General features: G+C 71.4%; 26 protein-coding genes. 8 read left to right on the top strand and 18 right to left on the bottom strand.

What is annotated here, in order from left to right:
- Positions 1–249: 249 nt before the first annotated feature.
- The 7 genes from ACQP2Y_RS43770 to ACQP2Y_RS43800 all read right to left on the bottom strand — a co-directional run bounded on the left by ACQP2Y_RS43770 (position 250) and on the right by ACQP2Y_RS43800 (position 7,456).
- Complete coding sequence (locus ACQP2Y_RS43770; protein WP_212986481.1) at positions 250–1,836, bottom strand: uroporphyrinogen-III synthase; 1,587 nt, start codon at positions 1,834–1,836, stop codon at positions 250–252.
- Positions 1,833–2,762, bottom strand: a complete 930-nt coding sequence (gene hemC / locus ACQP2Y_RS43775) for a hydroxymethylbilane synthase (protein ID WP_433722438.1) — start codon at positions 2,760–2,762, stop codon at positions 1,833–1,835. The genes ACQP2Y_RS43770 and hemC overlap by 4 nt, the downstream gene beginning before the upstream one ends.
- Positions 2,759–4,054 (bottom strand): glutamyl-tRNA reductase, encoded by a 1,296-nt coding sequence (locus ACQP2Y_RS43780; protein WP_433722440.1) that lies wholly within the window; start codon positions 4,052–4,054, stop codon positions 2,759–2,761. Before ACQP2Y_RS43780 ends, hemC begins: the two co-directional genes overlap by 4 nt.
- A complete protein-coding gene (locus tag ACQP2Y_RS43785; RefSeq protein WP_212986484.1) occupies positions 4,051–4,791 on the bottom strand; it encodes a redox-sensing transcriptional repressor Rex in 741 nt (246 codons plus the stop codon). The genes ACQP2Y_RS43780 and ACQP2Y_RS43785 overlap by 4 nt, the downstream gene beginning before the upstream one ends.
- A 257-nt stretch (positions 4,792–5,048) precedes the next feature.
- On the bottom strand, positions 5,049–5,690 hold the full coding sequence (locus tag ACQP2Y_RS43790) for an HAD family hydrolase (protein ID WP_433722442.1): 642 nt from the start codon (positions 5,688–5,690) through the stop codon (positions 5,049–5,051).
- Between the two features lie 9 nt (positions 5,691–5,699).
- Positions 5,700–5,948, bottom strand: coding sequence for a glutaredoxin family protein (locus ACQP2Y_RS43795; protein WP_433722444.1), 249 nt, complete (start codon positions 5,946–5,948; stop codon positions 5,700–5,702).
- Positions 5,945–7,456, bottom strand: coding sequence for an AMP-binding protein (locus tag ACQP2Y_RS43800; RefSeq protein WP_433722446.1), 1,512 nt, complete (start codon positions 7,454–7,456; stop codon positions 5,945–5,947). The genes ACQP2Y_RS43795 and ACQP2Y_RS43800 overlap by 4 nt, the downstream gene beginning before the upstream one ends.
- 308 nt (positions 7,457–7,764) lie before the next feature.
- Here ACQP2Y_RS43800 and ACQP2Y_RS43805 point away from each other — a divergent pair, with 308 nt between their 5' ends.
- Positions 7,765–8,712, top strand: a complete 948-nt coding sequence (locus tag ACQP2Y_RS43805; RefSeq protein WP_212986488.1) for an ECF subfamily RNA polymerase sigma factor, BldN family — start codon at positions 7,765–7,767, stop codon at positions 8,710–8,712.
- 181 nt (positions 8,713–8,893) lie between these two features.
- Entirely contained in the window at positions 8,894–10,048 is a 1,155-nt protein-coding gene (locus ACQP2Y_RS43810) for a DUF5667 domain-containing protein (RefSeq protein ID WP_433722449.1), read from the top strand.
- Between the two features lie 81 nt (positions 10,049–10,129).
- Here the strand turns inward: ACQP2Y_RS43810 and ACQP2Y_RS43815 are convergent, their stop codons facing one another.
- The 5 genes from ACQP2Y_RS43815 to ACQP2Y_RS43835 all read right to left on the bottom strand — a co-directional run bounded on the left by ACQP2Y_RS43815 (position 10,130) and on the right by ACQP2Y_RS43835 (position 13,912).
- On the bottom strand, positions 10,130–11,158 hold the full coding sequence (locus ACQP2Y_RS43815) for a lysophospholipid acyltransferase family protein (RefSeq protein ID WP_433722451.1): 1,029 nt from the start codon (positions 11,156–11,158) through the stop codon (positions 10,130–10,132).
- On the bottom strand, positions 11,155–12,243 hold the full coding sequence (locus ACQP2Y_RS43820) for an NAD-dependent epimerase/dehydratase family protein (protein WP_433722453.1): 1,089 nt from the start codon (positions 12,241–12,243) through the stop codon (positions 11,155–11,157). Before ACQP2Y_RS43820 ends, ACQP2Y_RS43815 begins: the two co-directional genes overlap by 4 nt.
- A 69-nt stretch (positions 12,244–12,312) precedes the next feature.
- The gene (locus tag ACQP2Y_RS43825) at positions 12,313–12,414 is read right to left on the bottom strand and encodes a 30S ribosomal protein bS22 (protein WP_007465623.1); all 102 of its coding nucleotides are present in this window, start codon (positions 12,412–12,414) and stop codon (positions 12,313–12,315) included.
- Between the two features lie 177 nt (positions 12,415–12,591).
- Positions 12,592–12,804: a helix-turn-helix domain-containing protein gene (locus tag ACQP2Y_RS43830; RefSeq protein WP_125803603.1), complete on the bottom strand. Its 213-nt coding sequence runs from the start codon at positions 12,802–12,804 to the stop codon at positions 12,592–12,594.
- A gap of 187 nt (positions 12,805–12,991) precedes the next feature.
- Complete coding sequence (locus tag ACQP2Y_RS43835) at positions 12,992–13,912, bottom strand: proline dehydrogenase family protein (protein ID WP_360545662.1); 921 nt, start codon at positions 13,910–13,912, stop codon at positions 12,992–12,994.
- Between the two features lie 79 nt (positions 13,913–13,991).
- Between ACQP2Y_RS43835 and ACQP2Y_RS43840 the strand changes: the two genes are divergently transcribed.
- Positions 13,992–14,528, top strand: coding sequence for a CGNR zinc finger domain-containing protein (locus ACQP2Y_RS43840; RefSeq protein WP_433722457.1), 537 nt, complete (start codon positions 13,992–13,994; stop codon positions 14,526–14,528).
- Here the strand turns inward: ACQP2Y_RS43840 and ACQP2Y_RS43845 are convergent.
- Positions 14,515–15,336, bottom strand: a complete 822-nt coding sequence (locus ACQP2Y_RS43845; RefSeq protein ID WP_433722459.1) for a sugar phosphate isomerase/epimerase family protein — start codon at positions 15,334–15,336, stop codon at positions 14,515–14,517. The genes ACQP2Y_RS43840 and ACQP2Y_RS43845 overlap by 14 nt on opposite strands.
- A gap of 141 nt (positions 15,337–15,477) precedes the next feature.
- Between ACQP2Y_RS43845 and ACQP2Y_RS43850 the strand changes: the two genes are divergently transcribed.
- Both ACQP2Y_RS43850 and ACQP2Y_RS43855 read left to right on the top strand, forming a co-directional pair.
- Complete coding sequence (locus tag ACQP2Y_RS43850; RefSeq protein WP_360547075.1) at positions 15,478–16,323, top strand: hypothetical protein; 846 nt, start codon at positions 15,478–15,480, stop codon at positions 16,321–16,323.
- Between the two features lie 38 nt (positions 16,324–16,361).
- The gene (locus ACQP2Y_RS43855; RefSeq protein WP_433722461.1) at positions 16,362–17,807 is read left to right on the top strand and encodes a cellulose binding domain-containing protein; all 1,446 of its coding nucleotides are present in this window, start codon (positions 16,362–16,364) and stop codon (positions 17,805–17,807) included.
- Between the two features lie 39 nt (positions 17,808–17,846).
- On the opposite strand, the gene ACQP2Y_RS43860 is transcribed toward ACQP2Y_RS43855, so the two are convergent.
- From ACQP2Y_RS43860 to ACQP2Y_RS43870, 3 genes are all read right to left on the bottom strand, one after another.
- The gene (locus ACQP2Y_RS43860) at positions 17,847–18,254 is read right to left on the bottom strand and encodes a hypothetical protein (protein ID WP_433722463.1); all 408 of its coding nucleotides are present in this window, start codon (positions 18,252–18,254) and stop codon (positions 17,847–17,849) included.
- Positions 18,255–18,355: 101 nt separating this feature from the next.
- On the bottom strand, positions 18,356–19,039 hold the full coding sequence (locus ACQP2Y_RS43865; protein WP_212986497.1) for a response regulator transcription factor: 684 nt from the start codon (positions 19,037–19,039) through the stop codon (positions 18,356–18,358).
- A gap of 30 nt (positions 19,040–19,069) precedes the next feature.
- Positions 19,070–20,371 (bottom strand): sensor histidine kinase, encoded by a 1,302-nt coding sequence (locus tag ACQP2Y_RS43870; RefSeq protein ID WP_433732341.1) that lies wholly within the window; start codon positions 20,369–20,371, stop codon positions 19,070–19,072.
- 216 nt (positions 20,372–20,587) lie between these two features.
- On the opposite strand from ACQP2Y_RS43870, the gene phoU reads away from it, so the two are divergent.
- The gene (gene phoU, locus ACQP2Y_RS43875; RefSeq protein ID WP_360545673.1) at positions 20,588–21,235 is read left to right on the top strand and encodes a phosphate signaling complex protein PhoU; all 648 of its coding nucleotides are present in this window, start codon (positions 20,588–20,590) and stop codon (positions 21,233–21,235) included.
- A 69-nt stretch (positions 21,236–21,304) separates the two neighbouring features.
- On the opposite strand, the gene ACQP2Y_RS43880 is transcribed toward phoU, so the two are convergent.
- The gene (locus tag ACQP2Y_RS43880; RefSeq protein ID WP_360545675.1) at positions 21,305–22,063 is read right to left on the bottom strand and encodes a phosphoglyceromutase; all 759 of its coding nucleotides are present in this window, start codon (positions 22,061–22,063) and stop codon (positions 21,305–21,307) included.
- A gap of 133 nt (positions 22,064–22,196) precedes the next feature.
- On the opposite strand from ACQP2Y_RS43880, the gene ACQP2Y_RS43885 reads away from it, so the two are divergent.
- Entirely contained in the window at positions 22,197–23,621 is a 1,425-nt protein-coding gene (locus ACQP2Y_RS43885; protein WP_433722466.1) for an MDR family MFS transporter, read from the top strand.
- A gap of 223 nt (positions 23,622–23,844) precedes the next feature.
- Positions 23,845–24,555, top strand: coding sequence for an SAP domain-containing protein (locus ACQP2Y_RS43890; RefSeq protein ID WP_433722468.1), 711 nt, complete (start codon positions 23,845–23,847; stop codon positions 24,553–24,555).
- Positions 24,556–24,819: 264 nt separating this feature from the next.
- On the opposite strand, the gene ACQP2Y_RS43895 is transcribed toward ACQP2Y_RS43890, so the two are convergent.
- A complete protein-coding gene (locus ACQP2Y_RS43895) occupies positions 24,820–26,091 on the bottom strand; it encodes an MFS transporter (RefSeq protein WP_433722470.1) in 1,272 nt (423 codons plus the stop codon).
- Between the last annotated feature and the right edge of the window lie 2 nt (positions 26,092–26,093).

A 26,093-nucleotide genomic window follows, 5' to 3' on the forward strand; every position in this document is an offset into this window, starting at 1 on the left:
CAGCCAGGCCGGCCGCGTGAGCCGGCGGAACCGGGCCGGTCGGACAACCGCCCCGGCCAGGCCGGCAACAGCGCCGGTCCGGCGAAAACCCAGCCGGCGCGGGGCCGGCAAAGCTACGGACGGACCCGAGGGCCCTCCGGCAATGCTACGGACCGGTTCTGAAGCGGCGCTGTATTGGCAGCGGCCCGACCCGGGAACGGCCCAAGCAGTGCGGCGGACCGGCCCGTCACCGGGCCGGTCCGCGTCAGATCAGCGGAAGCGCAGGGCCGTCGGGCCCTGGACCTTCGAGCCGCGGCGCTGCTTGGCCGGCATCGCCGCCAGCTTCTCGCGCAGCTCCACCGCGTACGACGCCAGGGCCTCGACCAGGTCGGGGACCGATGCGTGCTGCGGCTGGACGTCGACGCGCAGGCCGAACTCCGTGGCCGTCTCGGCCGTCTTCGGGCCGATCACCGCGACGACCGTGCGGGCGTGCGGCTTGCCCGCGATGCCGACCAGGTTGCGGACCGTCGAGGACGAGGTGAACAGCACCGCGTCGAAGCCGCCCGACTTGATCGCGTCGCGGATGTCGGCCGGCGGCGGGGCCGCGCGGACCGTGCGGTACGCCGTGACGTCGTCGACCTCCCAGCCGCGCTCGATCAGGCCCGCGGCCAGCGTCTCGGTGGCGATGTCGGCGCGCGGCAGCAGCACCCGGCCGACCGGGTCGAGGATCTCGTCGTGCGGCGAGAACTCGGCCAGCAGGCCCTCGCTGGACTGGTCCCCGGCCGGGATGAGCTCCGGCTGGATGCCGAACGCGCGGACGGCGTCGGCGGTCGCCTCACCGATGCAGGCGATCTTGACGCCGCCGAAGTGGCGGGCGTCCAGGCCGTGCTCGGCGAACTTCTCCCAGACCGCGCGGACCGCGTTCACCGAGGTGAAGACCACCCAGGCGTACCGGCCGTCGACCAGGCCCTTGACCGCGCGTTCCATCTGCGCGGGGGTGCGCGGCGGCTCGACGGCGATCGTCGGCACCTCGCACGGGATGGCCCCGTACGCCCGCAGCCGGGCACTCATCGCGCCCGCCTGCTCCTTGGTGCGCGGGACGAGGACCTTCCAGCCGTACAGGGGGCGGTTTTCCCACCAGCTCAGCTTGTCGCGCTGGGCGACCTCCGCGCCGACGGTGAGCACCACCCGGCCGGTGAAGCCGAGCGCCGCAGCGACGAAGCTGTCCACCGACGAGGTCGTCGTGTACTGCGTCTCGCCGGTGCCGTCGCCGGTCACGCCGACCGGCGTGCCGGGCTCGACGCCCGCGGCCAGCAGGCCGTCGCGGACGGCGGCGAGGTCACCGGCGTCCACGGCGACCGCGAACGAGCCCTTGACGGCGGCCGCGGCCAGCGCGTCGAAGTCGAGCGCGGTGACGTCGTCGATGTCGGCCGCGGTGCGCACGCCGGGCAGCGGCACACCCGCGTAGGTGGCCACCCCCTCGGCCTGGCCCAGGCCGGGCACGACCTCGAAGTGCACGGCGGTCCGGGCGACGGCCTGGACCTCCTTGACGACGGCCTCGTGACCGAACGGGTCACCGGCGACCAGGTGCACCGCCGACAGGCCGGACTTGGCCGCGGAGAGCAGCACCTTGGCGACGTCGCCGGGTGCGCCCTCGGCGGGGCTGAACTGGGTGTCGCCCTTGGCTTCCGCCCGGATGGCCGCGAGCAGCGACTCGGGCACCCCACGGTCGTAGACGACCTGGTCGGCGTCGGCGAGGGTGTCGTGAGCCCGGCGGGTCAGCAGGCCGGGATCGCCGGGTCCGGCGCCGACGAAAGCGATACGCCCTGCGGACTTGCGGGCGGTGCGGGTGGTCATTCTGTGCTCCCCATCAGGGTGTCGGCGCCGTTGTCGAGGAGATCGGCGGCGAGTGCCTTGCCGATCTCCGCCGCGTCGGCGGGCGTTCCGGTGCGCGACAGCCGGACAGCTCGGGCCCCGTCCGGGCTGATCACCGCACCGCGCAGGTAGATCTCGTCGCCTTGCTCGCCTTCGGCGAGCTCGGCGTGTGCCGCGACCGGTGCGGAGCAACCGGCCTCGAGCGTGGCGAGCATCGCCCGTTCCGCCGTGACGGCGGCGCGGGACGGTGCATGATCGAGTGCGGCCAGCAGCTCGACCAGGTCTGCGTCGTCGGATCGGCACTCGATCGCCAGCGCACCCTGGGCGGGGGCGGGCAGCATGAGCATCGGGTCCAACGTCTCCGTGATCTCGGCGGCCCGGCCGAGACGCACCACGCCGGCCCGGGCCAGGACAACCGCGTCGAGGTCGGCCTCGGGACCGAGCACCCTCGCGATGCGGCTGTCGACATTGCCGCGGATCGGCGTGACCTGCAACTGTAGGCCCAAAGCATGCAGTTGCGCGATTCGGCGCACCGCGCCCGTGCCGATCATGGCGCCCGGCGCCAGCTCCGCGAGGGTCTTGTTGTCCCGGGCGATGAGCGCGTCACGCGGATCCTCGCGCTGCGGGATGGCCGCGATGTGCAGGCCCGGGTGCTGGGCCGTGGGCAGGTCCTTGTACGAGTGGACGGCGAAGTCGATCTCCTTCGCCGTGAGCGCGTCGCGCAGCGCGGAGACGAAGACCCCGACGCCGAGCTGAGCGACCGGCGCGGCGGAGCGATCACCGGCTGTGACGATGCGCACGAGCTCGACCGGGCGGCCGGTCGCGGCGGTCAGCGAGTCGGCCACGAGCTGGGACTGGGCGAGCGCGAGGGCGCTGCCCCGGGTGCCGAGGCGCAGCGGTGTGCTCACGCTTGTCCTCCGATCTCGGGTACGGCGTCGGCCTTGGTGGCGTGCGGGACGTCGAGGTCGAACAGCTCCCGCAGCAGGGCCGCGTACTGATCGCCGCCGGGCTCGGCGGCCAGCTGACGGACCCGTACGGTCGGCGAGTGCAGCAGCTGCTGGACGACCCGGTGCAGGGTACGGGAAACGTCGGCCCGCTGCTCCTCGGTGAATTCCGGCCGGCGCGCGGAGAGCTTGCGCAGCTCGGCGCTGACCACGTCGTCGGCGCGGGTGCGCAGGGCGGCCACGGTCGGCGCCACCTCGGCCCCGCGCAGCCAGGCGAGGAAGTGCTCGACCTCGGCGGCGACGATCTGCTCCACCGCGGCGGTCTCGGCGGCGGCCGGCAGGGTGCGCCGGCTCGTGGCCAGGCTGTCGATGTCGACCACGGTGACGCCGGGCAGCGCGCCGACCTCGGGGGCCACGTCGCGCGGCACGGCCAGGTCGAGCACCACCAGCGGCTTCTCCCGGCCGGCCAGGGTGGCGGCGGTCAGCACCGGCTCGGTGGACGCGGTGGCGCAGACCACGATGTCGGCCGCGGCGATGGCCTGCTCGAGCGCGTCGAAGGGGACCGCGGTGGCGCCGTACGCCTCGGCGAGCCGATCGGCCCGGGCCGCGCCGCGGTTGGTGATCTGCAACGGCCCGACGCCGGAACGGGTCAGCGTCGCCACGGAAAGCGCGCCCATCGCACCGGCCCCGACCACCAGCCCGGTGCGCCCGGTCAGGTCGCCACCGAGGGTCGCGGCGGCCACGTCGAGGGCGGCGGTGACGACACTCTGCCCGGCCCGGTCGATGCCGGTCTCGGCGTGCGCCCGCTTGCCGACGCGCAGCGCCTGCTGCATCAGCTCGTGCAGGAGCCGGCCGGCGGTGTCCGTCTCGGTGGCCGCGTGGTACGCGTCGCGGAGCTGGCCGAGGATCTGCGCCTCGCCCACGACCATCGAGTCGAGGCCGGCCGAGACCCGGAACGAGTGGCGCACGGCCGCCTCGTCGTAGTGCACGTACAGGTGGGCGGCGAGGTCCTTGGCGCCGATGCCGGACTGCTCGGCGAGCACGTTGCAGACGTCGCCGAGGCCGCCGTGGAAGCCGGAGACGGCCGCGTAGATCTCGACGCGGTTGCAGGTGGACAGGACCACGGCCTCGCCCACGTACGGCTGCGCGACGAGCTTCTGCAGCACGGCCGGGATGTCGGAGCGGGCGATGACGAGGCGTTCGAGGGTGTCGATCCCGGCCGTCCGGTGGGACGCGCCGACACTGAGCAGATTCACGACCCGACCGCCTCCTGGTTGCCCGCCTCCGGTGAGCGCCCGCCGGGAATCGCGGTCAGCGACGCCTTGCGGTGCTCGTGGAAGGAGAGGATCTGCAGTTCGATGGCGAGATCGACCTTGCGCACGTCGACGCCCGCCGGGACGGACAGCACGCAGGGCGCGAAGTTGAGGATGCTGGTGACCCCCGCAGCCACCAGATCGTCGGCGACGGCCTGCGCGGCGCCCGCCGGGGTGGCGATCACGCCGATGGTGATGCCCTCCTCGACGACGGCCTGGCCGAGCTCGTCGATGTGCCGCACGGTCAGGCCGTTGAGCGGCTTGCCGACCTGCTCGGCGTCGGCGTCGAACAGCGCCACTATGCGGAACCCGCGGCTGGCGAAGCCGTCGTAGCCGGCCAGCGCGTGGCCGAGGTTACCCACGCCGACAAGCGCCACGGCGCGGCGCTGGTCCAGGCCGAGGATGTACTCGATCTGGTCGATGAGCAGGGCGACGTCGTAGCCGACGCCGCGGGTGCCGTACGACCCCAGGTGGGAGAGGTCCTTGCGCAGCTTGGCCGAGTTGACCCCCGCCGCCGCGGCGAGGCCTTCGCTGGAGACCGTTTCGGAACCTGTCTCGGCGAGGTTGTGCAGGGCGCGAAGGTACTCCGGTAGCCGCGCGATCGTCGCCTCCGGAAGATCCGGGAAGGCCGGGACTGCGCCGGTGGTGGCCGGCGTGCTTCCTTGACGCTGCTGACTCATCTGACTCCGTGCCGACGAGGCGAACCTACGGTGAGCCCTGCTGCAGGTCCTGGACCGGTGACGCCTGCTGGGACCGGCTGTGATAGCGGGGCTCGTCGGAGTCACAGAGTAGGCGCTTGTGAAGGCGTGCACAAATCGCGATCTTGATAGCGGAACTGGACAAAGATCGAGTCGGCGTGTTATCCGCCGGCTCTCTGCCGAGTATTACCGCTCGCCACCCGGGTATGCCAATGACGTCGACATTCCGACGACGAGTATCACAGCGTCTGGGCGAGACGCACCGCATCGACCAGGGTGTCCGTCACCGGACGGCCGCTGGCCCGCAGCCGGGCCGGCTCGGTGAAGCCGCCGGTGTAGAGCACGCACGCGCCACCAACGGACTCGGCCGCCTCGGCGTCGTCCAGCGAGTCGCCGATCAGCACCACCTGCTCGCCGGGGATGCCCAGCTCGGCCAGGTGCCGCGCGAGGTGGCCGGCCTTGAGCCCGCCGTCGACCTCGGTGGGCCGCCCGTCGATGCGGGTGAACATGCCGGCCAGGCCGTAGGTCTGCACCGCGGGCACCAGCTCGTCGTGGAACCACATGCTCAGCAGCGACTGGCTGCCCGGCCAGGCCTTGATCGCGGCCTCGGCGTCGGCGGCCAGCGAGGTGGTGGTCAGCCCGACCCGGTACGCCTGGTGGAAGATCCGGTCGAGCTCCTCGAACTCCTCGGCGTCGACCGCCCGGCCGAGGATCTCGGCGTAGAACTCGGCGACCGGGCGGCGGAAGCGCTGCCGGTGCTCGTCGGCGTCGACGCTGCGCCCGCCGACCGCCCGGAAGGTGTGATTGGTCGAGGAGACGACCAGCGACAGGTCGTCGAGCAGGGTGCCGTTCCAGTCCCAGACAAGGTGAGTTCGAGCCACCGCGCGAGATTACAGGCGGGGGGCACCCGCTGGTCCACCCAAATCCCGCAACAGGCGATCTTCCTCGACGCGCCAGTAGCCGTGCTCCTTGCCGTCCAGCAGCACCACCGGCACCCGGTCGCCGTAGTCGCGTTCCAGCTCCACCGAGTCGGCGATCTCGACCCGGGTCCACTGTCCGGGGGCGATCCGGTCCAGGGTCTGCTCGGCCACCTCGCACAGATGGCAGCCGTCCCGGCTGATCAGAGTGATCCGGGTCATCGGAGTGCTCCCTTGCGTACCTTGCCGATGGCCGAGTGCGGCAGCTCGGTGACCAGCTCGATGCCGGCCGGCAGCTTGAACCGGGCCAGCTGGGCGGCGCAGTAGACCTGCAGCTCGGCGGGGGTGGGCGGGGGGTCGAGGGCGGGCACGACGTAGGCGTACGGGGCCTGCCCGGTCAGCTGGTCGGGGATGGCGATCACCGCCGCCTCGGCCACGGCCGGGTGCGCGTCGAGCACCCGTTCGATCTCGGCCGGGTAGACGTTGAAGCCGTTGACCAGGATCAGCTCGCCGATCCGGTCGACCAGCACGAGGTCGCCGTCCGCGTCGGCGTACGCGATGTCGCCGGTGCCCCACCAGCCGTCGGCGTCCGGGCCGTCGTGAGCGTCCGGCCAGTATCCGGAGAAGAGGTTCGCGCCGCGCACAACGATCTCCCCCGGGTCGGTGCCCGCGCTGACCTCCAGGTCGAGATCCAGCTCCGCATCCTCCTGGACGTCCGCGACGAGCCCGTCGCGCCACAGCACCTCGCCGTCGGCCGTGCGCAGCAGCAGGGACACCCCGGGCAGCGGGCGGCCGATCGAGCCGGTCTTCTCCCGGTGACTGACCGCGGTCGTGGTGAGCACCGGGGCGGCTTCGGTCAGGCCGTACCCGATCAGCACGGTCTTGCCGGTCGCGGCCGTGAAGGCCGCCGCGTCGGCCGGGTCGAGCGGCGCCGCGCCGCACACGGCCGTCCGCACCGCCGCCAGGGCCTCGCGTGCGGCGGGCTCGCGCGCCCACGCGGCATACATGGACGGCACCCCGATCACGGCCGTGACCTGGTGTTTCGCCATCAGGGAGAGGGTCGCCGCCGACTCGAAGCGGTCCACCAGCACGCCGCAGGCGCCGTAGTGGGCGATCGCGCCGAGGCCCGTGTTCAGCCCGTAGGCGTGGAAGAACGGGATGGCCAGCAGGACCACGTCGGTGGCGCTCAGCACCGGGGGCTCGATGAGCGCGAGCTGGTCGTGATTGGCGGCGAGCGCACGGTGGGTGAGCATGGCGCCCTTCGGCCGCCCGCTGGTCCCGGAGGTGTAGAGCAGGACCGCGAGGTCGTCGGCGGCGGGCGCGGGGTGCGGCGCGTCCGCTCCCCCGGATGCCAGCTCCCGCACCGGTACGGCTACCCCCTCGGACAACCGCAACCGGCCCAGCACCGCATCATCGGCAACGACCCGGGCGGCCGAGCTGTCGGTCAGCGCGAAGGTCAGCTCGTCGGCGGTGTAGCCGGGATTGAGCGGCACAGCGACCAGCCCGGCCCGCAGCACCGCGAAGTACGCGACGGCGAACTCGACGGTGTTGCCCAGCACCAGGGCCACCCGATCGCCCGCGGCGGTGCCGGCGGCCAGCCGAGCGGCCCCGCGCGAGACGCGTTCGTCCAGCTCAGCCCACGTGACGACGGTGTCGCCGGCGATCAGGGCGGGGGCGTCGGGGCGCTGCCGCGCGGATGTGCGGACCGGGTCGCGCGCGCTGTTCTCCACGACGCCCGAGTCTGGCACAGAAGACCCTCGATCGGGTGGCCGGACGGCGGGTCCGGACCCCCTTTCGAGGTGTCCTACATGGTGACAGATGTTCCTGATGTGCACTCTGCGCCACTTCGGAGTAATTTCGCACAGCGCACACAGTGTGCGACTGCCTGTGGTCAAGCTCCGCAATACTTCCCGTCTGTGTAACGGAGTCCACATCTTGGGTGAGGTTGGCCTGCCCTTTAACGGCCGACCCACCCCTTTTGTTGTGGATCCGGTTCTGGACACCCCTCATCGACGGCCCGCCGGGTCAAGGAGGCGCAGTGAGTCATGTGTACGCCGGCGATCCGTACAGCCGTGATGTGTTCGCGGCGCGTCTCGCGCTCACGGAGGGCCTGAGCGCCCTCCGCCGGGGCATCGACGGCACGATCGCGCACGCGATCCGCAGCGACGGACCCAAGCGGACCCGGAACCGGCCGCACATCAACGAGTCCCCGAGCCGGCACCTGCCCCCGACGGGGAACGCCAAACCGGGCAGCGGGCGGGTAGCCGTACCGGGCCGCCCGGCGCAGCCGCCGCAGCAGGCCGGGCCGGACCGCCGGGCCGGGACGACCGACGAAACGGTCGTGGTCCCGACCCAGAGCACCACCGGGCCACCGAGCGAGGCCGAACCACCGAAGTATCCGGCGCGTCCGGATCCGGGTGACGCCGCCGCCGAGGTGTGGGCCCTGGTCGAGCGGGCCCAGGCCGGCGAGTCGGCCGCCTTCGGCCTGATCTACGACCGGTACGTCGACACGGTCTTCCGGTTCGTCTACTTCCGGGTCGGCAACCGCCAGCTCGCCGAGGACCTCACCTCCGACACGTTCCTGCGGGCCCTCAAGCGGATCGGCAGCTTCACCTGGCAGGGCCGTGACCTGGGCGCCTGGCTGGTCACCATCGCCCGCAACCTGGTCGCCGACCACTTCAAGTCGGGCCGCTACCGACTCGAGGTGACCACCGGCGACGTGCTGGACGCCGACCGCGAGGACCGGGGTCCCGAGGGCAGCCCGGAGGCTGCCGTCGTCGACCACATCACCAACGTGGCGCTGCTCACCGCGGTCAAGCAGCTCAACCCCGAGCAGCAGGAGTGCATCGTGCTGCGCTTCCTGCAGGGCTTCTCGGTGGCCGAGACCGCGCAGACCATGGGCAAGAACGAAGGTGCCATCAAGGCACTGCAGTACCGGGCCGTCCGGGCACTGGCCCGGTTGCTGCCCGAAGGGTTCCAGTGGTGACGGCAATTCACCGTATGTCGATCTCTGTGAGCCTCGCCGCCCTGCTGACACCCGTAACCGGGCCCGCCCGTCGCGCGTTTGTCCGGATGCGACCAGTGGTGGGCCGTCGGCCCGCCGGTTCCGTCGCGACCGCCGGCAATCTCACCGGCGAATCAGTCACGAGCGAAGGGAGGTGCCCGCGATGAACTTGAACATCTTCGATCGCCGGAGCGCCGAGCGCTTCGCGGAGCTGCTCGACGAGACCAACGGCGGCCGTCGCCATCACACCCGGGGGCAGGCCGACGAGCAACTCGCCGAGCTGGTCGCCATCGGGCACAGCCTCTCCGCGGCACGGTCCGGGGTCCACGTGGATCCCGAGTTCCGCACCGGCCTGCGAGCGATGCTCGTGGCCACGGCCGAGCGGGACGGTATCGGCGCGACCGCCACAGCCACCGAGCAGGAGCCGGCCGAGCCGGTCCGCAAGATGCTCGGCAAGACCGGCCGCCGGATCCGTGCCCGCGGTGCGATCGTCATCGGCGTCGCCGCCGGTGCCATGGCCGTCTCGGGCATCTCCGCAGCGAGCGAGAACGCCGCACCGGGCGACGCCCTGTACGGCGTCAAGCGCTCCACCGAACGAGCCCAGCTGGCCATGGCCGGCTCCGACGTCACCCGGGGTCAGCTGTCGCTGACCTTCGCCCGCAACCGGCTCGCCGAGGCGGCCGCGATGAAGGGTGACAACCCGAGGTTCCAGCAGGTCCTCGGCGACATGGACAACGACACCCGCCAGGGCGTCAAGCTGCTCACGTCCGCCGCCGTGGCCCGCAAGGACAAGACCCCGTTGACCTCGGTCGACACCTTCGTCGAGAACCAGCGGCGGGTGCTCAACCCGCGGCTGGACCGGCTCAGCCCGGACAACCGGGAACGGGCGCAGACCTCGATCAAGCTGCTCGACTCGGTGCGCGAGCGGGCCAAGGACCTGCGCGCCGGGCTCGCCTGCGACACGGTGACCCAGTCCGGCGGCGACGCGATCGGTCCGAAGCTGCGCGACTGCACGACCGGCGCCGCCACCACCTCCCCCGACGAGCAACCGTCGGGTCAGGGCCAGCGGGAAGCGACGACCGGCAGCGGCAACAAGGGCGACGCCGGCAAGAAGGCGAAGCCGAAGGACACCGGGGAGCCCACGGTCGGCCCGACCCACGGCGGCAAGGCTGTCCAGCCCGACGCCGAGGTGCCGGCGACCAGCACTCCGGCGGAGACCCCGGAGCCGCTGCTCACCGAGGACCCGGCCGGTGTCGTCCCCGACGACGAGGACAAGGGCCTGCTCGGCGGGCTGCTGGGGAACATCTTCGGCAGCTGACGGAGCTGAACAGGTAGGGCCTTAACGTGGCGAGGGGCGGTGTCCGACTGCGAAAGTCGGGGCCGCCCCTCACTGCACATGCTACAAGCCGAACGGGTCCGGGCGCTTCTCCAGAAGAGTGTGCAATGTGGCCTGGATCGTCTCGCGGACCTCATCGGCCAGGTTGTAGACGACCATCGGATCGTCGGCGTACTCGGTCAGGTGCGCGGTCGGGATCGGCGGGCAGAACTCGATCAGCCACTTGCTGGGCAGCGGGACCAGGCCCAGCGGCCCGAGCCACGGGAACGTCGGCGTGACCGGGAAGTACGGCATGCCGAGCAGCCGGGCCAGCGGCTTGAGGTCGGCCAGGATCGGATAGATCTCCTCGGCACCGACGATCGCCACCGGCACGATCGGGGTGCCGGTGCGCAGCGCCGCCGAGACGAAGCCGCCGCGGCCGAAACGCTGGAGCTTGTAACGCTCCGAGAAGTGCTTGCCGATGCCCTTGAAGCCCTCGGGGAAGACCCCGACCAGCTCGCCCTCGCTCATCAGGCGCTCGGCGTCCGGGTTGCAGGCCACCGTGGCACCGGCCTTGCGGGCCAGCTCGGACAACACCGGCAGGCGGAACACCAGGTCGGCGCCGAGCAGCCGCAGATGCCGGTCGCTCGGGTGCTGGTCGCGCAGGGCGACGGTGAGCATCAGCGCGTCCAGGGCGAGCGTGCCGGAGTGGTTGCCGACCACGAGACCGCCGCCGGTGTCCGGCACGTTCTCGATGCCGAACACCTCGGTGCGGAACCAGTCGCGGTAGAGCACCTTGAGCATCGGCTGGAAGACCGCGTCGTTGAGCTCGGGGTCGAAGCCGAAGTCGTCGACCTCGTACGCCCCGGCCAGCCGCCGCCGCAGGAAGGCGAGCCCGTTGGCCACCCGCTGGTCCCAGACGTCGATCGGGCCCGGCTGCGGCTCCGGCTCGGGGGCGCTCGCCTCGATCTGGGCCGGCGCGTGGCCGTTGGCCGCGGGCAGGACCCGCCGGCGACCCGGCCGGTTGCCGTTCAAGGGCTTCGGCGCCCGGGCCGCGGGCAGCTCGAAGTCCGCGTGCCCGGGCAGCGCGGCGTGATACTCGTCCTGGGTCATGAGGATGCGTGCTCCTGGTCCTGCGTCGCGGCGGCCCGGACCCGGCGGATGCCGTCGAGGATCGCGCGCTCGGCAGCGGCCAGCCGGTCGGCGTTCAGCGCCTGGCCGGTGCGGTGACCGTGGATGAAGTCGTCGAAGGCGGCCGCGGTCGTCCGCGGGCTGAAGCCGAACTCCTTGACCAGCCGGCTGGTGTCGACCACCCGGCCGTGCACGAACAGGTCGATCTGGTCCAGGCCGATCTGACCGACGCCGACGTTGCGGGCCAGCGCGGCGACCGAGGACAGCGCTCCCTCGGGCAGCGGCAGGGAGATCCGGCCGGCCCGGCGTACGGCCTGGGACAGCGCCAGCACGCCCGCGCCGGCCACGTTGTACGTGCCGGGATGGTCCTCGACCACCGAGCGGTGCAGGATCTCCAGCGCGTCGTCGACGTGCACGAACTGCAGCCGGGCGTCGCGGCCCAGCACGGTCGGGATCACCGGCTGCGCGAAGTAGCGGGTGAGTGAGGTCTCGGCGGTGGAGCTGAGGAACGGCGCGAACCGCAGCACGGTGGCGGCCACCTCGGGCCGGCGGCGGCGGAACCCACGCACGTAGCCCTCGATGTCGAGGATGTCGCGCGCGAAGGAGCCCCGCGGGACGGCCCGGGGCTCGGTGTCCTCGGTGAAGACGGCCGGGTCGCGGAACGAGGCACCGTACGCGGCCGTGGAGGAGCGCACCACCAGCTTGCGCAGCCGGTCGGCCCCCTGGGCGGCGGCGAGCAGCTGCATCGTGCCGATGACGTTCTGCTCTTTCATCGCCGCGCGGCCACCGCTGTGCGGATCGGGCGCGCTGGTGACCGCCAGGTGGACGACCGCCTCGGCACCGAGCTCGGCGATGGCACCGCTCGCGGCGCGCGCGTCAGCCTGGATCAGCTCGACGTCCGCCAGCAGGCCCGCGAGGGCGGGCGGCGGATCGAGCGGATCCAGGCCGATGACACGTTCGACACGGGGATCCGCGGCGAGCCGGGCGGCGACCCGGGCACCGAGGAATCGGCTGACCCCGGTGACCACGACGACCCTCGGCGGGGCCGCGGGAGAAGACGTCACCACGGGCGCGCCTTTCGCATGCGGCGGTGAGGAAGGCAAGTGACCGGGCCGGGCATCACACCCGGCCGGACATCACTTGCCGAGACGGCGACGCTGGACGCGGGTCTTGCGCAGCAGCTTACGGTGCTTCTTCTTCGCCATACGCTTGCGACGCTTCTTGACCACGGAGCCCATACGAAATGCCTCTCGAAACCATGTGGGGCCGGTCCCTGCGCACCCGCAGGCACACCCGACCGAGCTTGACGGCGGCCCGCCCCGCACCGGCGCCGAACAGGAAGCGCACAGGTGTCACGGGGGCGGACCGCTCCAGCGTAGCGGCCCGGCCGGGTAGGGACCAACACGGCCCCATGGTCACGCCGTTTGGCTGAAGGCTCCCCGCAGGTACGTGTGGACAGCGTGCTCCGGCACCCGGAACGAACGACCGACCCGTACGGCACTGAGCTCGCCGCCGTGCACGAGCCGGTAGACGGTCATCTTGGACACCCGCATCAGGGCGGCCACCTCGGCCACGGTCAGGAAGCGCACCTCGGCGAGGCGCTCCTCGGCTTGGGCTGGACCCGTCATCTCCTCGCACCGATCCTTTCGCAGGCGCCTCCGCCGCGGCCGTCAGGCCGTGCGCCGCGGTGGGCGGGCGCGCGTGTCATCAGTACGGTATCGAGACTCCTGTGATCAAGGCGATGCGTTCCGTGAAATAACCACAAAAAGTCAAGCCGACACGCCTCTTGTGGCGTGTTCTCCCCCGAAAGGTGACTTACTTCTTGCTGGTCAGGGCCTTGCCGAAGAACGCCACGTTGGCCGGGCGCTCGGCCAGGCGGCGCATCAGGTAGCCGTACCACTGGTCGCCGTAGGGCACGTAGACGCGCATGGTGTGGCCGGCGGCGGCCAGCCGGGCCTGCTCCTCCGGGCGTACGCCGTAGAGCATCTGGAACTCGAACTCGTCGGCCGAGCGGTCGAACCAGCGGGCCCGGTCCTCGGCGATGGCGATCAGCCGCGGGTCGTGGGTGGCGATCATCGGGTAGCCGTCGCCTGACATCAGGATGTTGAGGCAGCGCACGTACGCCTTGTCCACGTCGAGGGCGGACTGGTAGGCGACCGACTCGGGCTCCGCGTACGCGCCCTTGCACAGCCGCACCCGCGAGCCGGTGGTGGCCAGTTCCCGGCAGTCACCCTCGGTCCGGCGCAGGTACGCCTGCAGGACCGCCCCCGTGCCCGGGTGGTCCTTGCGCAGCTCAGCGAGGATCTCCAGGGTCGAGTCGGTGGTGGTGTGGTCCTCGGCGTCCAGCGTCACCGTGGTGCCCGCCGCGGCCGCCGCGGCACAGATCTCCTGCGCGTAGCCGAACGCCATCCGGTCGTCGACCTTCTGCCCCAGCGCGGACAGCTTGACGCTGACCTCGGCCGCCGGGGTCAGTCCGGCACCGCTGAGCCGGCCCAGCAGGGTCAGATACTGGTCGCGGGTGGCGGTCGCCTGCTCGGCCGTCAGCGTGTCCTCACCCAGATAGTCCAGGCTGATCGCGAGGCCGTCGTCGGCGAGCTCCCGGCTCGCGCGCAGGGCGTCGTCGACACCGGCGCCGGCCACGAACCGGCGGACGACCCCCTTGCTGACCGGGGCGGAGGAGATCAGCCGCTCCATCCGGGACGACCCGGCGGCGGCGAGAAAGACGGAACGGAGCATGCGCCGAGCGTATCGCCCGTCCTCGCAACCCTCGCGGTAGAGCTGTCTTTGTCCTTCACGGTGCGGCTACGGTTGTCGGGTGAACTTCGATGCGTACGCGCGTACGGCCGTCGAGCTGGTGAATGCCGGGCTCGGCGACCTCGATGGTCTCCGGGCGCTGTTCAGCGAGGAGCAGGCCTGGATGCGGGACGAGGTGGGCGAGAAGGACCTCGGGGTCTTCCGCCGGGCCCAGCGCCGGCTGCGCGACGTCTTCGAGTACGGCACCACCGGACGCGACGCCGACGCCGTCACCGAGCTGAACGCGCTGCTGGAGGCGTACCCGGTGCAGCCGCGCATCTCCGGGCACGACGCGTCCGACTGGCACATGCACGTCACCAGCCGGGGCGCCTCGGTCAGCGCGGAATACCTGGCCGGCGCGGTGTGGGGCCTGTCGGTCTGGCTCTGCGAGTACGGCAGCGCCCGCTTCGGCATCTGCGCCGACGAGCGCTGCGGCAACGTCTATCTCGACACGTCGTCGAACAACTGCCGGCGCTTCTGCTCGGAGCGCTGCGCGACCCGCTCGCACGTGGCCGCGCACCGGGCCCGCAAACGCGCCGCGACCCTCACCCCCGCGTAGCGGCCGGGGTCGCCGTCGCGGCGGGCGCCAGGTGGTGCCGGGCGAAGGCGAGCGACTCGCGCAGGTCGGCCTCTCGGACCGCGCGGCTGGTCACCTTGCGGGTGGAGACCTCGAGCGCCACCGAGCCCTGGAAGCCCCGCCCGGCCAGCGACTGCAGCAGCTCGGCGCACGGCTGATTGCCCCGCCCGGGCACCAGGTGCTCGTCGCGGCCCTCGCCGGTGCCGTCGCCCAGGTGCACGTGCTTGAGGCCCTGGCCCATCCGGTCGGCCAGCTCCATCGAGTTCGTCCGCGAGGCTGCGGCGTGCGACAGGTCCAGCGTGTACGCGTCGTAGCCCGCCTCGGTCGGATCCCAGCCCGGCACGTACGGCACGAAGGTGCGCCCGGCCATCCGGACGGGGTACATGTTCTCGATCGCGAATGTGATGTCCGGGTGGCGCACCTGGAGCTTGGCCAGGCCGCCGGCGAAGTTGCGGGCGTAGTCACGCTGCCAGGTGAACGGCGGGTGCACGACCACGGTCGGCGCGCCCAGGGTCTCGGCGAGCTGGGCGGCCCGGTCGAGCCGCTCCCACGGGTCCGGGCTCCACACCCGCTGGGTCACGAGCAGGCACGGCGCGTGCACCGACAGCACCGGAACCTCGTAGTGATCGGCGAGGCCCTGCAGTGCGCCGGCGTCCTGGCTGACGGCGTCCGTCCACACCATGACCTCGACACCGTCGTAGCCCGCAGTCGCCGCCATCTCGAACGCGGCAGCGGTCGGCTCGGGGAAGACGGAGGAGCTGGACAGGAGTACGGGGACACGGGAAGTCACCCGTCAAGCGTAGACCCGTCCGGCACACCCGCCAGTTCCCAGTCGGGATATAAACGGGCGAAACGCTCCGCCGCACGAGGGTTTACCACCCGCACGCGTACGCTGTCGCAGGTGAGTCGCCGCACCCAGATACGCATCGTGATGGACGAGGCGGCCGCCGCCCGTGCCCGCGAAGTTCCGCTCGACTTCCCCCGGGAATGGCTCGAGTTCACCGACCCCGCCGACGACCAGCACGTGGTCCGGGCCGACCTGACCTGGCTGCTGTCCCGCTGGACCTGTGTCTTCGGTTCCGCCTGCCACGGCATCGTGGCCGGCCGGGCCCAGGACGGCTGCTGCTCGCACGGGGCGTTCTTCACCGACGCCGACGACGAGGCCCGCACCAAGAACGCCGCGGCCAAGCTGACGCCCGAGACCTGGCAGCACTACCGGCGCGGTTTCAAGAACTACACCGCGATGGACACCATCGACGGCGAGAAGCCGGCCCGCCGGACGGCGACCCAGTCCAAGGACGGGCCGTGCGTGTTCCTCAACGACGCCGACTTCGCCGGGGGTGGTGGCTGCGCGCTGCACGCCCAGGCGCTGCGCGACGGCGTGCACCCGCTGACCTACAAGCCGGACGTCTGCTGGCAGCTGCCGGTGCGCCGCGAGCAGGACTGGACGAAGCGGCCCGACGGCACGAAGTACCTGCTGTCCACGCTGACCGAGTTCGACCGGCGCGGCTGGGGTCCCGGCGGGCACGACCTGGACTGGTGGTGCACGTCCTCACCGGACGCGCACGTCGGCACCGAGCCGATGTTCAAGTCGTACGCGCCCGAGCTGATCGCGCTGGTCGGCCAGGAGGCGTACGACGAGCTGGCCCGGCTCTGCGACATCCGCCTGCAGTCCAAGCTGGTCGCGCCGCACCCGGCGACGGTCGCGGCGGAGGCGGCCCGGGCGCCGAAGAAGCGCGGCGGACGTGAGCCGGCGACGCCGCCCCAGGCGAGCTGACCATTGACGGGAGTCCATCAGTTAATTTAACTAACTGAATGTCCCCCCGACTTCCCCTGCTCGTCAGCACCCTTGCCCTCGTGGCCGGCGGCACCGCCGTCGCTCTCGCGCCGGATGCGCACGCAGCCGGTGCCGCCTTGTCCGCCACCTTCGTCCAGCCGTCGAGCTGGAACACCGGCTACGGCGCCGACTACGTCATCACCAACACCGGCGATGCCACCGCCACCGGCTGGACCGTGGAGTTCGACCTGCCCGCCGGCACCACGGTGACCAGCTCGTGGAGCTCGGTGCGGGCCAGCACCGGCAACCACCACCGGTTCACGAACGTGTCGTGGAACGGCACGGTCGCGCCCGGTGTCACGGTCAGCTTCGGCTTCAACGTGGCGGCTCTGGGCGTACCCCTGGGTTGCACGATCAACGGCGCACCCTGCACCGGCGGCACCGCCCCGACCACCGCCCCGACGCCGCCGGCCACGACCGCACCACCCACGCCCCCGCCCGGCACGACCCCGCCGGCGACCGGCCCGATGGTGGATGTCAGCACCGCTGACCAGCTCAGTGCCGCCCTGGCGGCCGCCCGGCCGGGCCAGACGATCCGGCTGGCGTCCGGCACCTACAGCGGCGCGTTCCTGGGCCGGGCGGTCGGCACGGCCGCCGCGCCGATCACCCTGACCGGCCCGGCCACGGCGATCCTGACCAACCCCGAATCGTCGGGGACCAACCCGGGCTGCTCGGTGCCGGCCGCCGGCTTCGACCCGGGCTACGGCTTCTGGCTGTACGGGGCCGCGTACTGGAAGCTCAGCGGTTTCACGGTGACCGGCGCGACCAAGGGCATCATGATCGACGCCTCCCCGCACGTCACGATCGACGGCGTCTTCGTGCACGACATCGGCGACGAGGGCGTGCACTTCCGGCGCTCGTCGGCGGACGGCGTCATCCGCAACTCCCGGATCGAGCGCACCGGCACCACCCAGCCCCAGTACGGCGAGGGCATCTACCTGGGCTCGGCCAACTCGAACTGGTCCTGCTACGGCAACACCGGCGGCATCGACGCCTCGGACCGGATCCAGGTGCTGAACAACCGGGTCGGCCCGGACGTGGCGGCCGAGCACGTGGACGTCAAGGAGGGCACGGTCGGCGGCGTGATCCGCGGCAACACCTGGAACGGGCAGGGCATCGCGGGCCAGAACTCGGCGGACTCCTGGCTGGACGTGAAGGGCAGCAACTACTTGATCGAGAGCAACACGGGCACGTTCAGCGCGCCGGGCGTCTTCGCGAACGGCTACGAGACGCACAACCCGACCGCGGGCTCCGGCTGCGGCAACACGTGGCGGGACAACCGCAGCGACCTGGGCGGCGTCGGCAAGTGGGCGGTCAACGTGACGTCGACGTCCAAGTGCGCGGGCAACCTCAACGTGGTCCACGCCTCGAACACGGTCACCGGGGCGACCAGCGGCCTGACGAACATCGCGGTCACCCCGTGACAGGAACGGGCGCCGGCCCTCAGACCGGCGCCCGTTGCCTCACAGGTCGGCGAAGTTGTCGAACCCGATGGTCTTCAGGACCTCGGTGCGCACGTCCGGGCACTCCGCCTTGGTCTGCACGTCGAGCTCGGTGTCCGGCGGGACCAGGCCCCGCTCCTGATAGAAGCCGAACAACTCCACGGTGACCTGGGTCATCGCGGCGAACTCCCCGCCCGCCGCCTTCCAGCGGGACACGTTCTTCTCGAGAAAGGCGCACAGGTCGGAGGCTGAGACGGTCTTGCTGTCTCCCGCGGGCGTGGCCGCCGCCCCGGTAGTGGTGGCCGCGGCGGTCGGCGCTGCCCCGGACGACGAGCCGGTGTCGGAGCCGCCGCAGGCAGTGCCCGATACGGAGAGAAGGCCGGCGACGGCGATCGACAGCACGGTCCGCCGCAAAGGGAAGGAATTCATGAGCACCTCGGTTCAGGCCCGGCGCAGCGTGCTCGCCCGCCGTGGTGACCTGAAGCTATCGGCTGGTCACACCCTCCACATCGCACGTTCGTGCCACCGGCCTACGGCTCGAACTTGTACCCCAGACCCCGGACCGTGACGATGAAGCGGGGCGCGGACGGCTCCGGCTCGACCTTCGACCGCAGCCGCTTCACGTGCACGTCCAGGGTCTTGGTGTCGCCCACGTAGTCGGCGCCCCAGACCCGGTCGATCAGCTGGCCCCGGGTCAGCACCCGGCCCGCGTTGCGCAGCAGCAGCTCCAGCAGCTCGAACTCCTTCAGCGGCAACTGCACCGACGAGCCGTCCACCGTCACCACGTGCCGTTCCACGTCCATCCGGACCGGGCCGGCCGCCAGCGTCGGCGTCGTCACCTCCGCCGCCTCAGCGCCCTGCCGGCGCAGGACCGCGCGGATCCGGGCGACGAGCTCGCGCGGCGAGTACGGCTTGGTGACGTAGTCGTCGGCGCCGATCTCCAGCCCGACGACCTTGTCGATCTCACTGTCCCGGGCCGTCACCATGATGATCGGTACGGCGGAACGCTGCCGCAGCTGCCGGCACACCTCGGTGCCGGACATCTCGGGCAGCATGAGGTCGAGCAGGACGATGTCGGCGCCGGTCCGGTCGAACTGCGTCAGGGCCGAGGTCCCGGTCGCCGCGACCGACACCTCGAAGCCCTCCTTGCGCAGCATGTACGACAGGGCGTCGGAGAACGACTCCTCATCCTCGACCACGAGCACGCGAGCCAATGGGGGTTCCTTCCTTGAAGGGCGGCCTGGTCAGGCCGAAGGGAGCCCGGCCGGGCCGGACTCGATCTCAATCGCCGCCGGTAACGGCATGGGGGTTTCCGGGGGGCGCGCCGGTAGGCGCAGGGTGAACGTCGAGCCACCACCAAGTGTGCTCGACACCTCGACACGGCCGCCGTGGTTGGTGGCGATGTGCTTGACGATGGCCAGGCCGAGGCCCGTGCCGCCGGTCGAGCGGGAACGGGCCTGGTCGGCCCGGTAGAAGCGTTCGAAGATCCGGTCGACGTCGTGCGGGGCGATACCGATGCCCTCGTCGGTGACGTCGATCTCGATCCAGTCGTCGTCCTGGCGCATGGCCAGGACGACCTTGGTGTCCTCGCCCGAGTAGGCGATCGCGTTCTCGACGAGGTTGGTGACCGCGGTGGCCACCTGGCTGTCGCTGCCGTACACGGTCGCGCCCTTGGGACCGGTGTAGACGACCTCGATGTGCTTCGCCGACGCCGTGGTGCGGGTCCGATCGACGACCTCGGCGATCACCCAGTCCAGGGCGACCGGCTCCGGGGCGGGCAACGGTTCGGCGCCCTGCAGCCGGGTCAGTTCGAGCAGTTCGTTCACGAGCCGGCCCATCCGGGCGGACTCGTGATGGATGCGCTCGGCGAACCGCCGGGCCGCGATCAGGTCCTCGGAACGGTCCGCCAGCTCGGCCTCGGGCAGCTCGGTCGCATCCAGCAGGGCCTCGGCGAGCAGTTGCAGCGCGCCGATCGGGGTCTTGAGCTCGTGACTGACGTTCGCGACGAAGTCCCGGCGGACCCGGGCCAGCCGGTGCGACTCGGTCACGTCCGCCGCCTCCACCGCGACGTGCGTGGAATTGAGGGCCACCGCGCGCAGGTGCAGCCCCAGCGGCGCCTGGGCCCCGCCGGCGCGGCCACGCGGCAGGTCGAGCTCGACCTCGCGGCGCACGCCGGTGCGGCGGACCTGACCGGCGAGGGTACGCAGAATCGGATGGGCCGCGATCGTCCCCGGAGCACCACCGGAGCGCAGCAGCCCCATGGCCCGCGCGGCCGGGTTGACCAGCACCGGCTCGTCCTGCGCGTCGAGCACCACCACGCCGACGCGCAGCGAGTCCAGGCTCTTGCGGCCGAGGCCCTTCATGCCGTGCTTGCCGAGGCGCTCCTCGTCGATGTCGATCTTTCGTCCCCCCTCGGTCGACCGGGCCGCGGCCGGCTTCTTGCGGGTCACGGTCACCGGCGGCCCGGTCCGGCCGCGCCGGGACAGCAGGAACCCGGCCACCCCGCCGAGGGCGAGGGCGACGAGAACGAGGGCTGTGCCGAACACCGGATCCACGCTGCGATCGTAGGGTCATTGTTTACCTGGACCGTACGGCTAACCGGACAAAACCGGCGCGCTTCGAACAATGTTCACCACCAGGCCCGGCGTCGTTCACCGCCGTTCATGTTCAGGCCGCCGCGCCCGCCTAGCCTGGGCCCCGCGAGTCCAGCTCAACCCGGCTGCCACCGGTTCGCCGGCAGCCCCGAACCCCGGGACGAAATCATGCGCGAGGAGTTTCAGGCCGACCTCACCGAGGTCAGTCGCCTGCTGGTGACCATGGCGGAATCGGTCCGCGCCGCGATGCGCAAGGCGACCACCGCCCTGCTCAAGGCCGACCGGGAGGCCGCCGACGCGGTGGTGGCGCGCGACGCGGAGGTCGACGACATCTACCGCCAGGTCGAGGCCAAGGTGGCGGACACCATCGCCCGGCAGGCGCCGGTCGCGTCCGACCTGCGGATGGTCATCACCGCCCTGCACATCTCGGCCGACCTGGAACGGATGGGCGACCTGGCCGAGCACGTGGCCAAGACCGCCCTGCGCCGGCACCCGTCACCGGCGGTGCCGGCCGAGCTGCGGCCCGTCTTCCGGCAGATGGCCGAGGTCGCCGACCGGATGGCCGACAAGATCACCACGGTCCTGGCCAGCCCCGACGCCGACCTGGCGGCCGAGCTGGAGAAGGACGACGACGCGATGGACGACCTCGAACGCGACCTGTTCAAGATCCTGCTGCACGACGACTGGCCGTACGGGGCGGAGACCGCGATCGACGGCGCGCTGCTGGGCCGCTTCTACGAGCGGTACGCCGACCACGCGGTGAACGCGGGCGAGCAGATGATCTACCTGATCACCGGCAAGCCCGTCCAGCACTGACCCACGAACGCGAAAAGGCCGGGACGCCACGGGGGCGGCCCGGCCTTTCTGCTGTCAGTTTGCCGGAGGTCAGCGGCCCTGGTTGGCGACCGCCGCGGCGGCCTCCTTGGCGACCTCGGGGTCGAGGTAGGCGCCGCCGGCGGTGACCGGACGCAGGTTCTCGTCCAGGTCGTAGCGCAGCGGGATGCCGGTCGGGATGTTCAGCCCGGCGATCGCCTCGTCGGAGATCTGGTCGAGGTGCTTGACGATGGCGCGCAGCGAGTTGCCGTGCGCGGTGACCAGCACGGTCCGGCCGGCCAGCAGGTCCGGCACGATCGCGTCGTACCAGTACGGCAGGGCGCGCAGGAGGACGTCCTTGAGGCACTCGGAGCGGGGCTTGAGCTCCGGCGGCAGCTGGGCGTAGCGCGGGTCGGCGAACTGCGAATACTCGTCGCTGTCGTCGATCGGCGGCGGCGGGGTGTCGTACGAGCGGCGCCAGAGCATGAACTGCTCCTCGCCGTACTGCTCCTTGGTCTGCTTCTTGTCCTTGCCCTGCAGGGCGCCGTAGTGGCGCTCGTTGAGCCGCCACGAACGGCGCACCTGGATCCAGTGCCGGTCCGCGGCGTGCAGCGCGATCTCGTTGGTGCGGATCGCGCGGCGCAGCAGGCTGGTGTGCACGACGTCGGGCAGCAGGCCGTGCTCCTTCAACAGCTCGCCGCCCCGCCGGGCCTCCTGCTCACCCTTGGCCGTGAGGTCGACGTCGACCCAGCCGGTGAACAGGTTCTTGGCGTTCCACTCACTCTCACCGTGCCGCAGCAGCACAAGGGTCCCCACAGTCATGCCCTCCATCCTGCCGCAGCCCGGACCGGCGCGTGCGCCGACCCTCAGTGGCGACCACCACGTGGAAACCCGGCTGCGCCGCCAGACCCCGATCAGTAGGTTGTAAGGCTGTAAGAGTGTTGCGGTGCTTACGGGGGTCAGCGTGCGCGAGTGGTTACAGCAGGCAACGGGCGGTCTGCCACGACAGTTCTGGTTCCTCTGGACCGGCACTCTGATCAACCGCCTGGGCGCCTTCGTGGTGATCTACCTGGCCATCTACCTGACCCAGGCACTGCACTTCAGCCAGAGCCAGGCCGGACTGGTGCTGGGCGCGTACGGGGTGGGCGGTGCCGTCGGCACCATGACCGGCGGGGTGCTGGCCGACCGCTGGGGCCGGCGCCCGACGCTGCTGACCGCCCAGTTCGGCGCCGCGGCCCTGATGCTCACGCTCGGCTTCGCCGAAGGCTTCTGGCAGCTGGCCGCCGGGGCTCTGCTGCTCGGCGTCTTCGCCGAAGGGGTCCGCCCGGCGTTCCAGGCCATGATGATCGACATCGTGCCGGACCGGGACCGGATCCGCGCCTACTCATTGAACTACTGGGCGATCAACCTCGGCTTCGCCAGCGCGGCCATCCTGGCGGGCTTCGCCGCCCAGTTCGACTACCTGCTGCTGTTCATCGTGGACGCGGGCACCACCCTGGTGACGGCGGTGATCAGCCTGATCTTCCTGGCCGAGACCCGGCCGGCCCGCACCGCACAACCGGCCGAGGCAAGAAGAACCCGCGGCGGCCCCGGCCTGGGCACGGTCTTCCGCGACCGGGTCTTCGTCGGCTTCCTGCTGCTCAACTTCTTCGTCGTCCTGGTGATCATGCAGCACATGTCGACGCTGCCGATCTCGATGAGCGCCGACGGCCTGAGCCCGGCCACGTTCGGCTGGGTCATCGCCATCAACGGCCTGATGATCGTGGCCGGCCAGCTCTTCGTCCCGAAACTGATCGACGGCCACGACCGCACCCGCGTCCTGGCCCTGGCCACCCTGATCATGGGCGTGGGCTTCGGCCTGAACGCCTTCGCCGGAACCGTGGCGCTGTACGCGGTGTCGGTGGTGATCTGGACGCTGGGCGAGATGCTGCAATCGCCGTCGAACTCGGCGCTGATCGCGGAGCTGTCGCCGGCCGCTCTGCGCGGGCGGTATCAGGGGGTGAACTCGCTCTCCTGGTCGGCTGGGTCGGCTTTGGCGCCGATTGTGGGGGGCTTTGTGCAGCAGCACCTGGGGAGCACGGTGCTGTGGTTGGGGTGTGCCGGGATCGGGATCGTGGTGGCGGCGGGGCAGATCGCGTCGGGGCCGTCCCGCGAGCGGCGGGTGGCGGCTCTGCGCACAGCCACGCAGCCAGCCGAGCCGGCATCGGCACTCGCGACGTCACCTGCCACCGGGACCGGGCCGGCATCGTCGGCGTCACCCGCGGCCGGGCCGGCAACATCGGCGTCACCCGCGGCCGGGCCGGCCGGACCACCGCCGTCGACGGGCGAAGTCCGGCACGAGGAGGACACCACGCCCCCCGCGGAGATCAGGGTGCCCGCCCGCGACTAGGTCAGGCGCCGCCGGGCTTTCCGGCAGGCACCGACCTGGCGAACGAACCGCGGCACCGGCCACGGAACTCCTGTCACGATTCCAGCGCCACGCAACCGCGCCCGGCGTCCAGCTCTCGGCCTCGATCGGGATCTGGAGCCGCCCGGGTGTCCGCGAAGCCGTCCGGGGGTACGGGTATCCGATCGACGCAGCTCTACAACTGATCTCGAGAGGATGACACCGCGTGGCAGCCACCAAGTCCGCCAAGAATCCGACGGCGCACAACGACACCCCGAACACACCCCAGGTACGCGAGGGTGCGATCGCCAAGATGAAGGTCGCCGAACTGCGGCAGAAGCTGCGCACCCACGGCGTCAAGGACACCGCCGAGCTCAAGAAGCCCGAGCTGGTCAAGAAGCTCATCAAGGCCGAGGTCGCCGCGACCAAGAAGAGCACCTCGACCAAGAAGACGAGCTCGGCCAAGAAGAGCACGTCGGCCAAGGCGAAGAGCAAGAACCCGACCCCGGGCAACGACACCCCGAACACCCCGGATGTCAGTGAGAGCGCCATCGCCGCGATGAAGGTCGACGGGCTGCGGCGCAAGCTGCGGGGGCACGGGGTCAAGGACACCGCCGAGCTCAAGAAGCCCGAGCTGGTCAAGAAGCTCATCAAGGCCGAGGTCGCCGCGACCAAGAAGAGCACCTCGACCAAGAAGAGCACGACGGCCAAGAAGAGCACGACGACGAAGAGCAAGAACCCGACCTCGGGCAACGACACCCCCAACACCCCGGACGTCAGCGAGAGCGCCATCGCCGCGATGAAGGTCGATGATCTGCGCCGGCGGCTGCGGGGGCACGGCGTCAAGGGCACCGGCGAGTTGAAGAAGCCGGAGCTGGTGCAGCGGCTCATCAAGGTCGAGACGGCAGGCGCCCGGAAGAAGGCCTCGAAGAAGTAGGGACGAACGGCAGACGGCCAGCAGTCGACAGCCGGACGACCGAGGCGGGCATCATCCGTGAGGGTGAAGTTGCCAGGTGTGACGGTTCAGACAGATGGCAGACAGCCAACCCGCTTGTGGCCCTTGACCGGCCCAACTAGCGTGGTCGATGGACGCCGAGCCGTCAGTTCGGGGAACGGGTCGGCCCTTCGGGGCCACCGCGGATCGGCGTTCGGGGACGGGTGGCATCAGCCGTTGGGGGACGGCGTTACCCGAGACCGGCGGTTAGTGCGGGCGACGCCTATGGGGATGGGTGTCGCCCGCCGCCGCCGGCGCCGTCAGCCTCACGGCATTCACTCTTCGTTCGCGGCTCGGGCCCGCTGCCAGATGCAGAATCGCGGCGACGACCCCCACGGCAGCGACGATCAGCCAGTGCGCCGGGCCGAAAGCTTGCAGGCTCACCCCGCCAAGCGCCGGCGCCAGGAAAGCCGCCGCCGGGAAGGTGAGGAAGAACACCGCCTGGTAGCGCCCGCGCAGTTCGACCGGCGCCAGCTCCGAATTGATCTCCGCGTTCGGCGGCGCGGCCAGCATCGAGCCGACGGTCCAGATCGCCGCCGCCACCAGGTAGCCGCCGAGCCGGTCGGCGAACGTCAGTGTCGCGAAACCCACCGCCATCACCGCCACCGCCGTCGCCAGCACCCGGTCCTTGCGGTGCCGGTCGATCAGCCGCGGCACGAACAGCTGGCCCACCACGATCAGCGCCCCGCCCAGCGCGGTCACCAGTCCGTAGCTCGACGGGCTGAGCCCGTCGTCGCTCATCGCCAGCGGCACGATCGTGCTGGTCTGGGCGTACAGCAGCGCCTGCAGCAGAGTCAGGCCGACAAAGACCAGGAAGATCCGGTCGGCCAGGACCGTGCGCATGCCCGCGCCGGTCGGCGCGGCCGACGGCGGCCGCCGGCTGAGCGTCTCCGGGACCTTCCAGGCGATGAGTACGCCGGTGAGCAGAGTCGACGCCGCGTCGATCAGGAACAGCCCCAGATAGCTCCACTCGGCCAGCAGCCCGGCCAGCAGCGACGCCCCGGCCAGGCCCAGGTTGAACGCCCAGAACTGGAGGTTGAACGCCCGGGAGCGGCGCTCGGCGGGCACCACGTCGATGATCGCCGCGACGAACGCCGGGCCGGGCATCGACTGGGCCAGCCCGAGCAGCAGGCCGAGCCCGGCCACGAACCGCAGATCCGTGCTCACCGCCAGGGCGACCAGCAGCGCGGCGGTGGCGAAGTGTGAGGCCAGCAGCGTGGGGCGACGGCCCCAGCGGTCGGTGAGCATCCCGCCGAGCAGGGTGCCGGCGACGCCGCCGATGCCGTACCCGCCGACGATGAGGCCGGCCAGTGCCGGGCTCGCGCCGCGCTGGGCGGTGAGATACAGGCTCAGGAACAGCACGGCGAAGCCGCCGACCCGGTTGATCAGCAGACCGGTCCAGAGATACCAGTACGTCGCGGGCAGTCCACCGGCCGCGTCCGTCCACCACTTGCGCCCGGTCGGCACCCGGTCCCCCAACT

It is taken from the genome of Actinoplanes sp. CA-051413 (assembly GCF_050955795.1).
GTDB lineage: Bacteria > Actinomycetota > Actinomycetes > Mycobacteriales > Micromonosporaceae > Actinoplanes.

What these genes read in the sequence shown, in the direction of transcription:
- ACQP2Y_RS43770 (WP_212986481.1), bottom strand. Translation starts at nt 1,836, where the DNA reads ATGACCACCCGCACCGCCCGCAAGTCCGCAGGGCGTATCGCTTTCGTC.
- ACQP2Y_RS43785 (WP_212986484.1), bottom strand. Translation starts at nt 4,791, where the DNA reads ATGAGTCAGCAGCGTCAAGGAAGCACGCCGGCCACCACCGGCGCAGTC.
- ACQP2Y_RS43795 (WP_433722444.1), bottom strand. Translation starts at nt 5,948, where the DNA reads ATGACCCGGATCACTCTGATCAGCCGGGACGGCTGCCATCTGTGCGAG.
- ACQP2Y_RS43810 (WP_433722449.1), top strand. Translation starts at nt 8,894, where the DNA reads ATGAACTTGAACATCTTCGATCGCCGGAGCGCCGAGCGCTTCGCGGAG.
- ACQP2Y_RS43815 (WP_433722451.1), bottom strand. Translation starts at nt 11,158, where the DNA reads ATGACCCAGGACGAGTATCACGCCGCGCTGCCCGGGCACGCGGACTTC.
- ACQP2Y_RS43825 (WP_007465623.1), bottom strand. Translation starts at nt 12,414, where the DNA reads ATGGGCTCCGTGGTCAAGAAGCGTCGCAAGCGTATGGCGAAGAAGAAG.
- ACQP2Y_RS43830 (WP_125803603.1), bottom strand. Translation starts at nt 12,804, where the DNA reads ATGACGGGTCCAGCCCAAGCCGAGGAGCGCCTCGCCGAGGTGCGCTTC.
- ACQP2Y_RS43835 (WP_360545662.1), bottom strand. Translation starts at nt 13,912, where the DNA reads ATGCTCCGTTCCGTCTTTCTCGCCGCCGCCGGGTCGTCCCGGATGGAG.
- ACQP2Y_RS43850 (WP_360547075.1), top strand. Translation starts at nt 15,478, where the DNA reads ATGGACGAGGCGGCCGCCGCCCGTGCCCGCGAAGTTCCGCTCGACTTC.
- ACQP2Y_RS43855 (WP_433722461.1), top strand. Translation starts at nt 16,362, where the DNA reads ATGTCCCCCCGACTTCCCCTGCTCGTCAGCACCCTTGCCCTCGTGGCC.
- ACQP2Y_RS43860 (WP_433722463.1), bottom strand. Translation starts at nt 18,254, where the DNA reads ATGAATTCCTTCCCTTTGCGGCGGACCGTGCTGTCGATCGCCGTCGCC.
- phoU (WP_360545673.1), top strand. Translation starts at nt 20,588, where the DNA reads ATGCGCGAGGAGTTTCAGGCCGACCTCACCGAGGTCAGTCGCCTGCTG.
- ACQP2Y_RS43880 (WP_360545675.1), bottom strand. Translation starts at nt 22,063, where the DNA reads ATGGAGGGCATGACTGTGGGGACCCTTGTGCTGCTGCGGCACGGTGAG.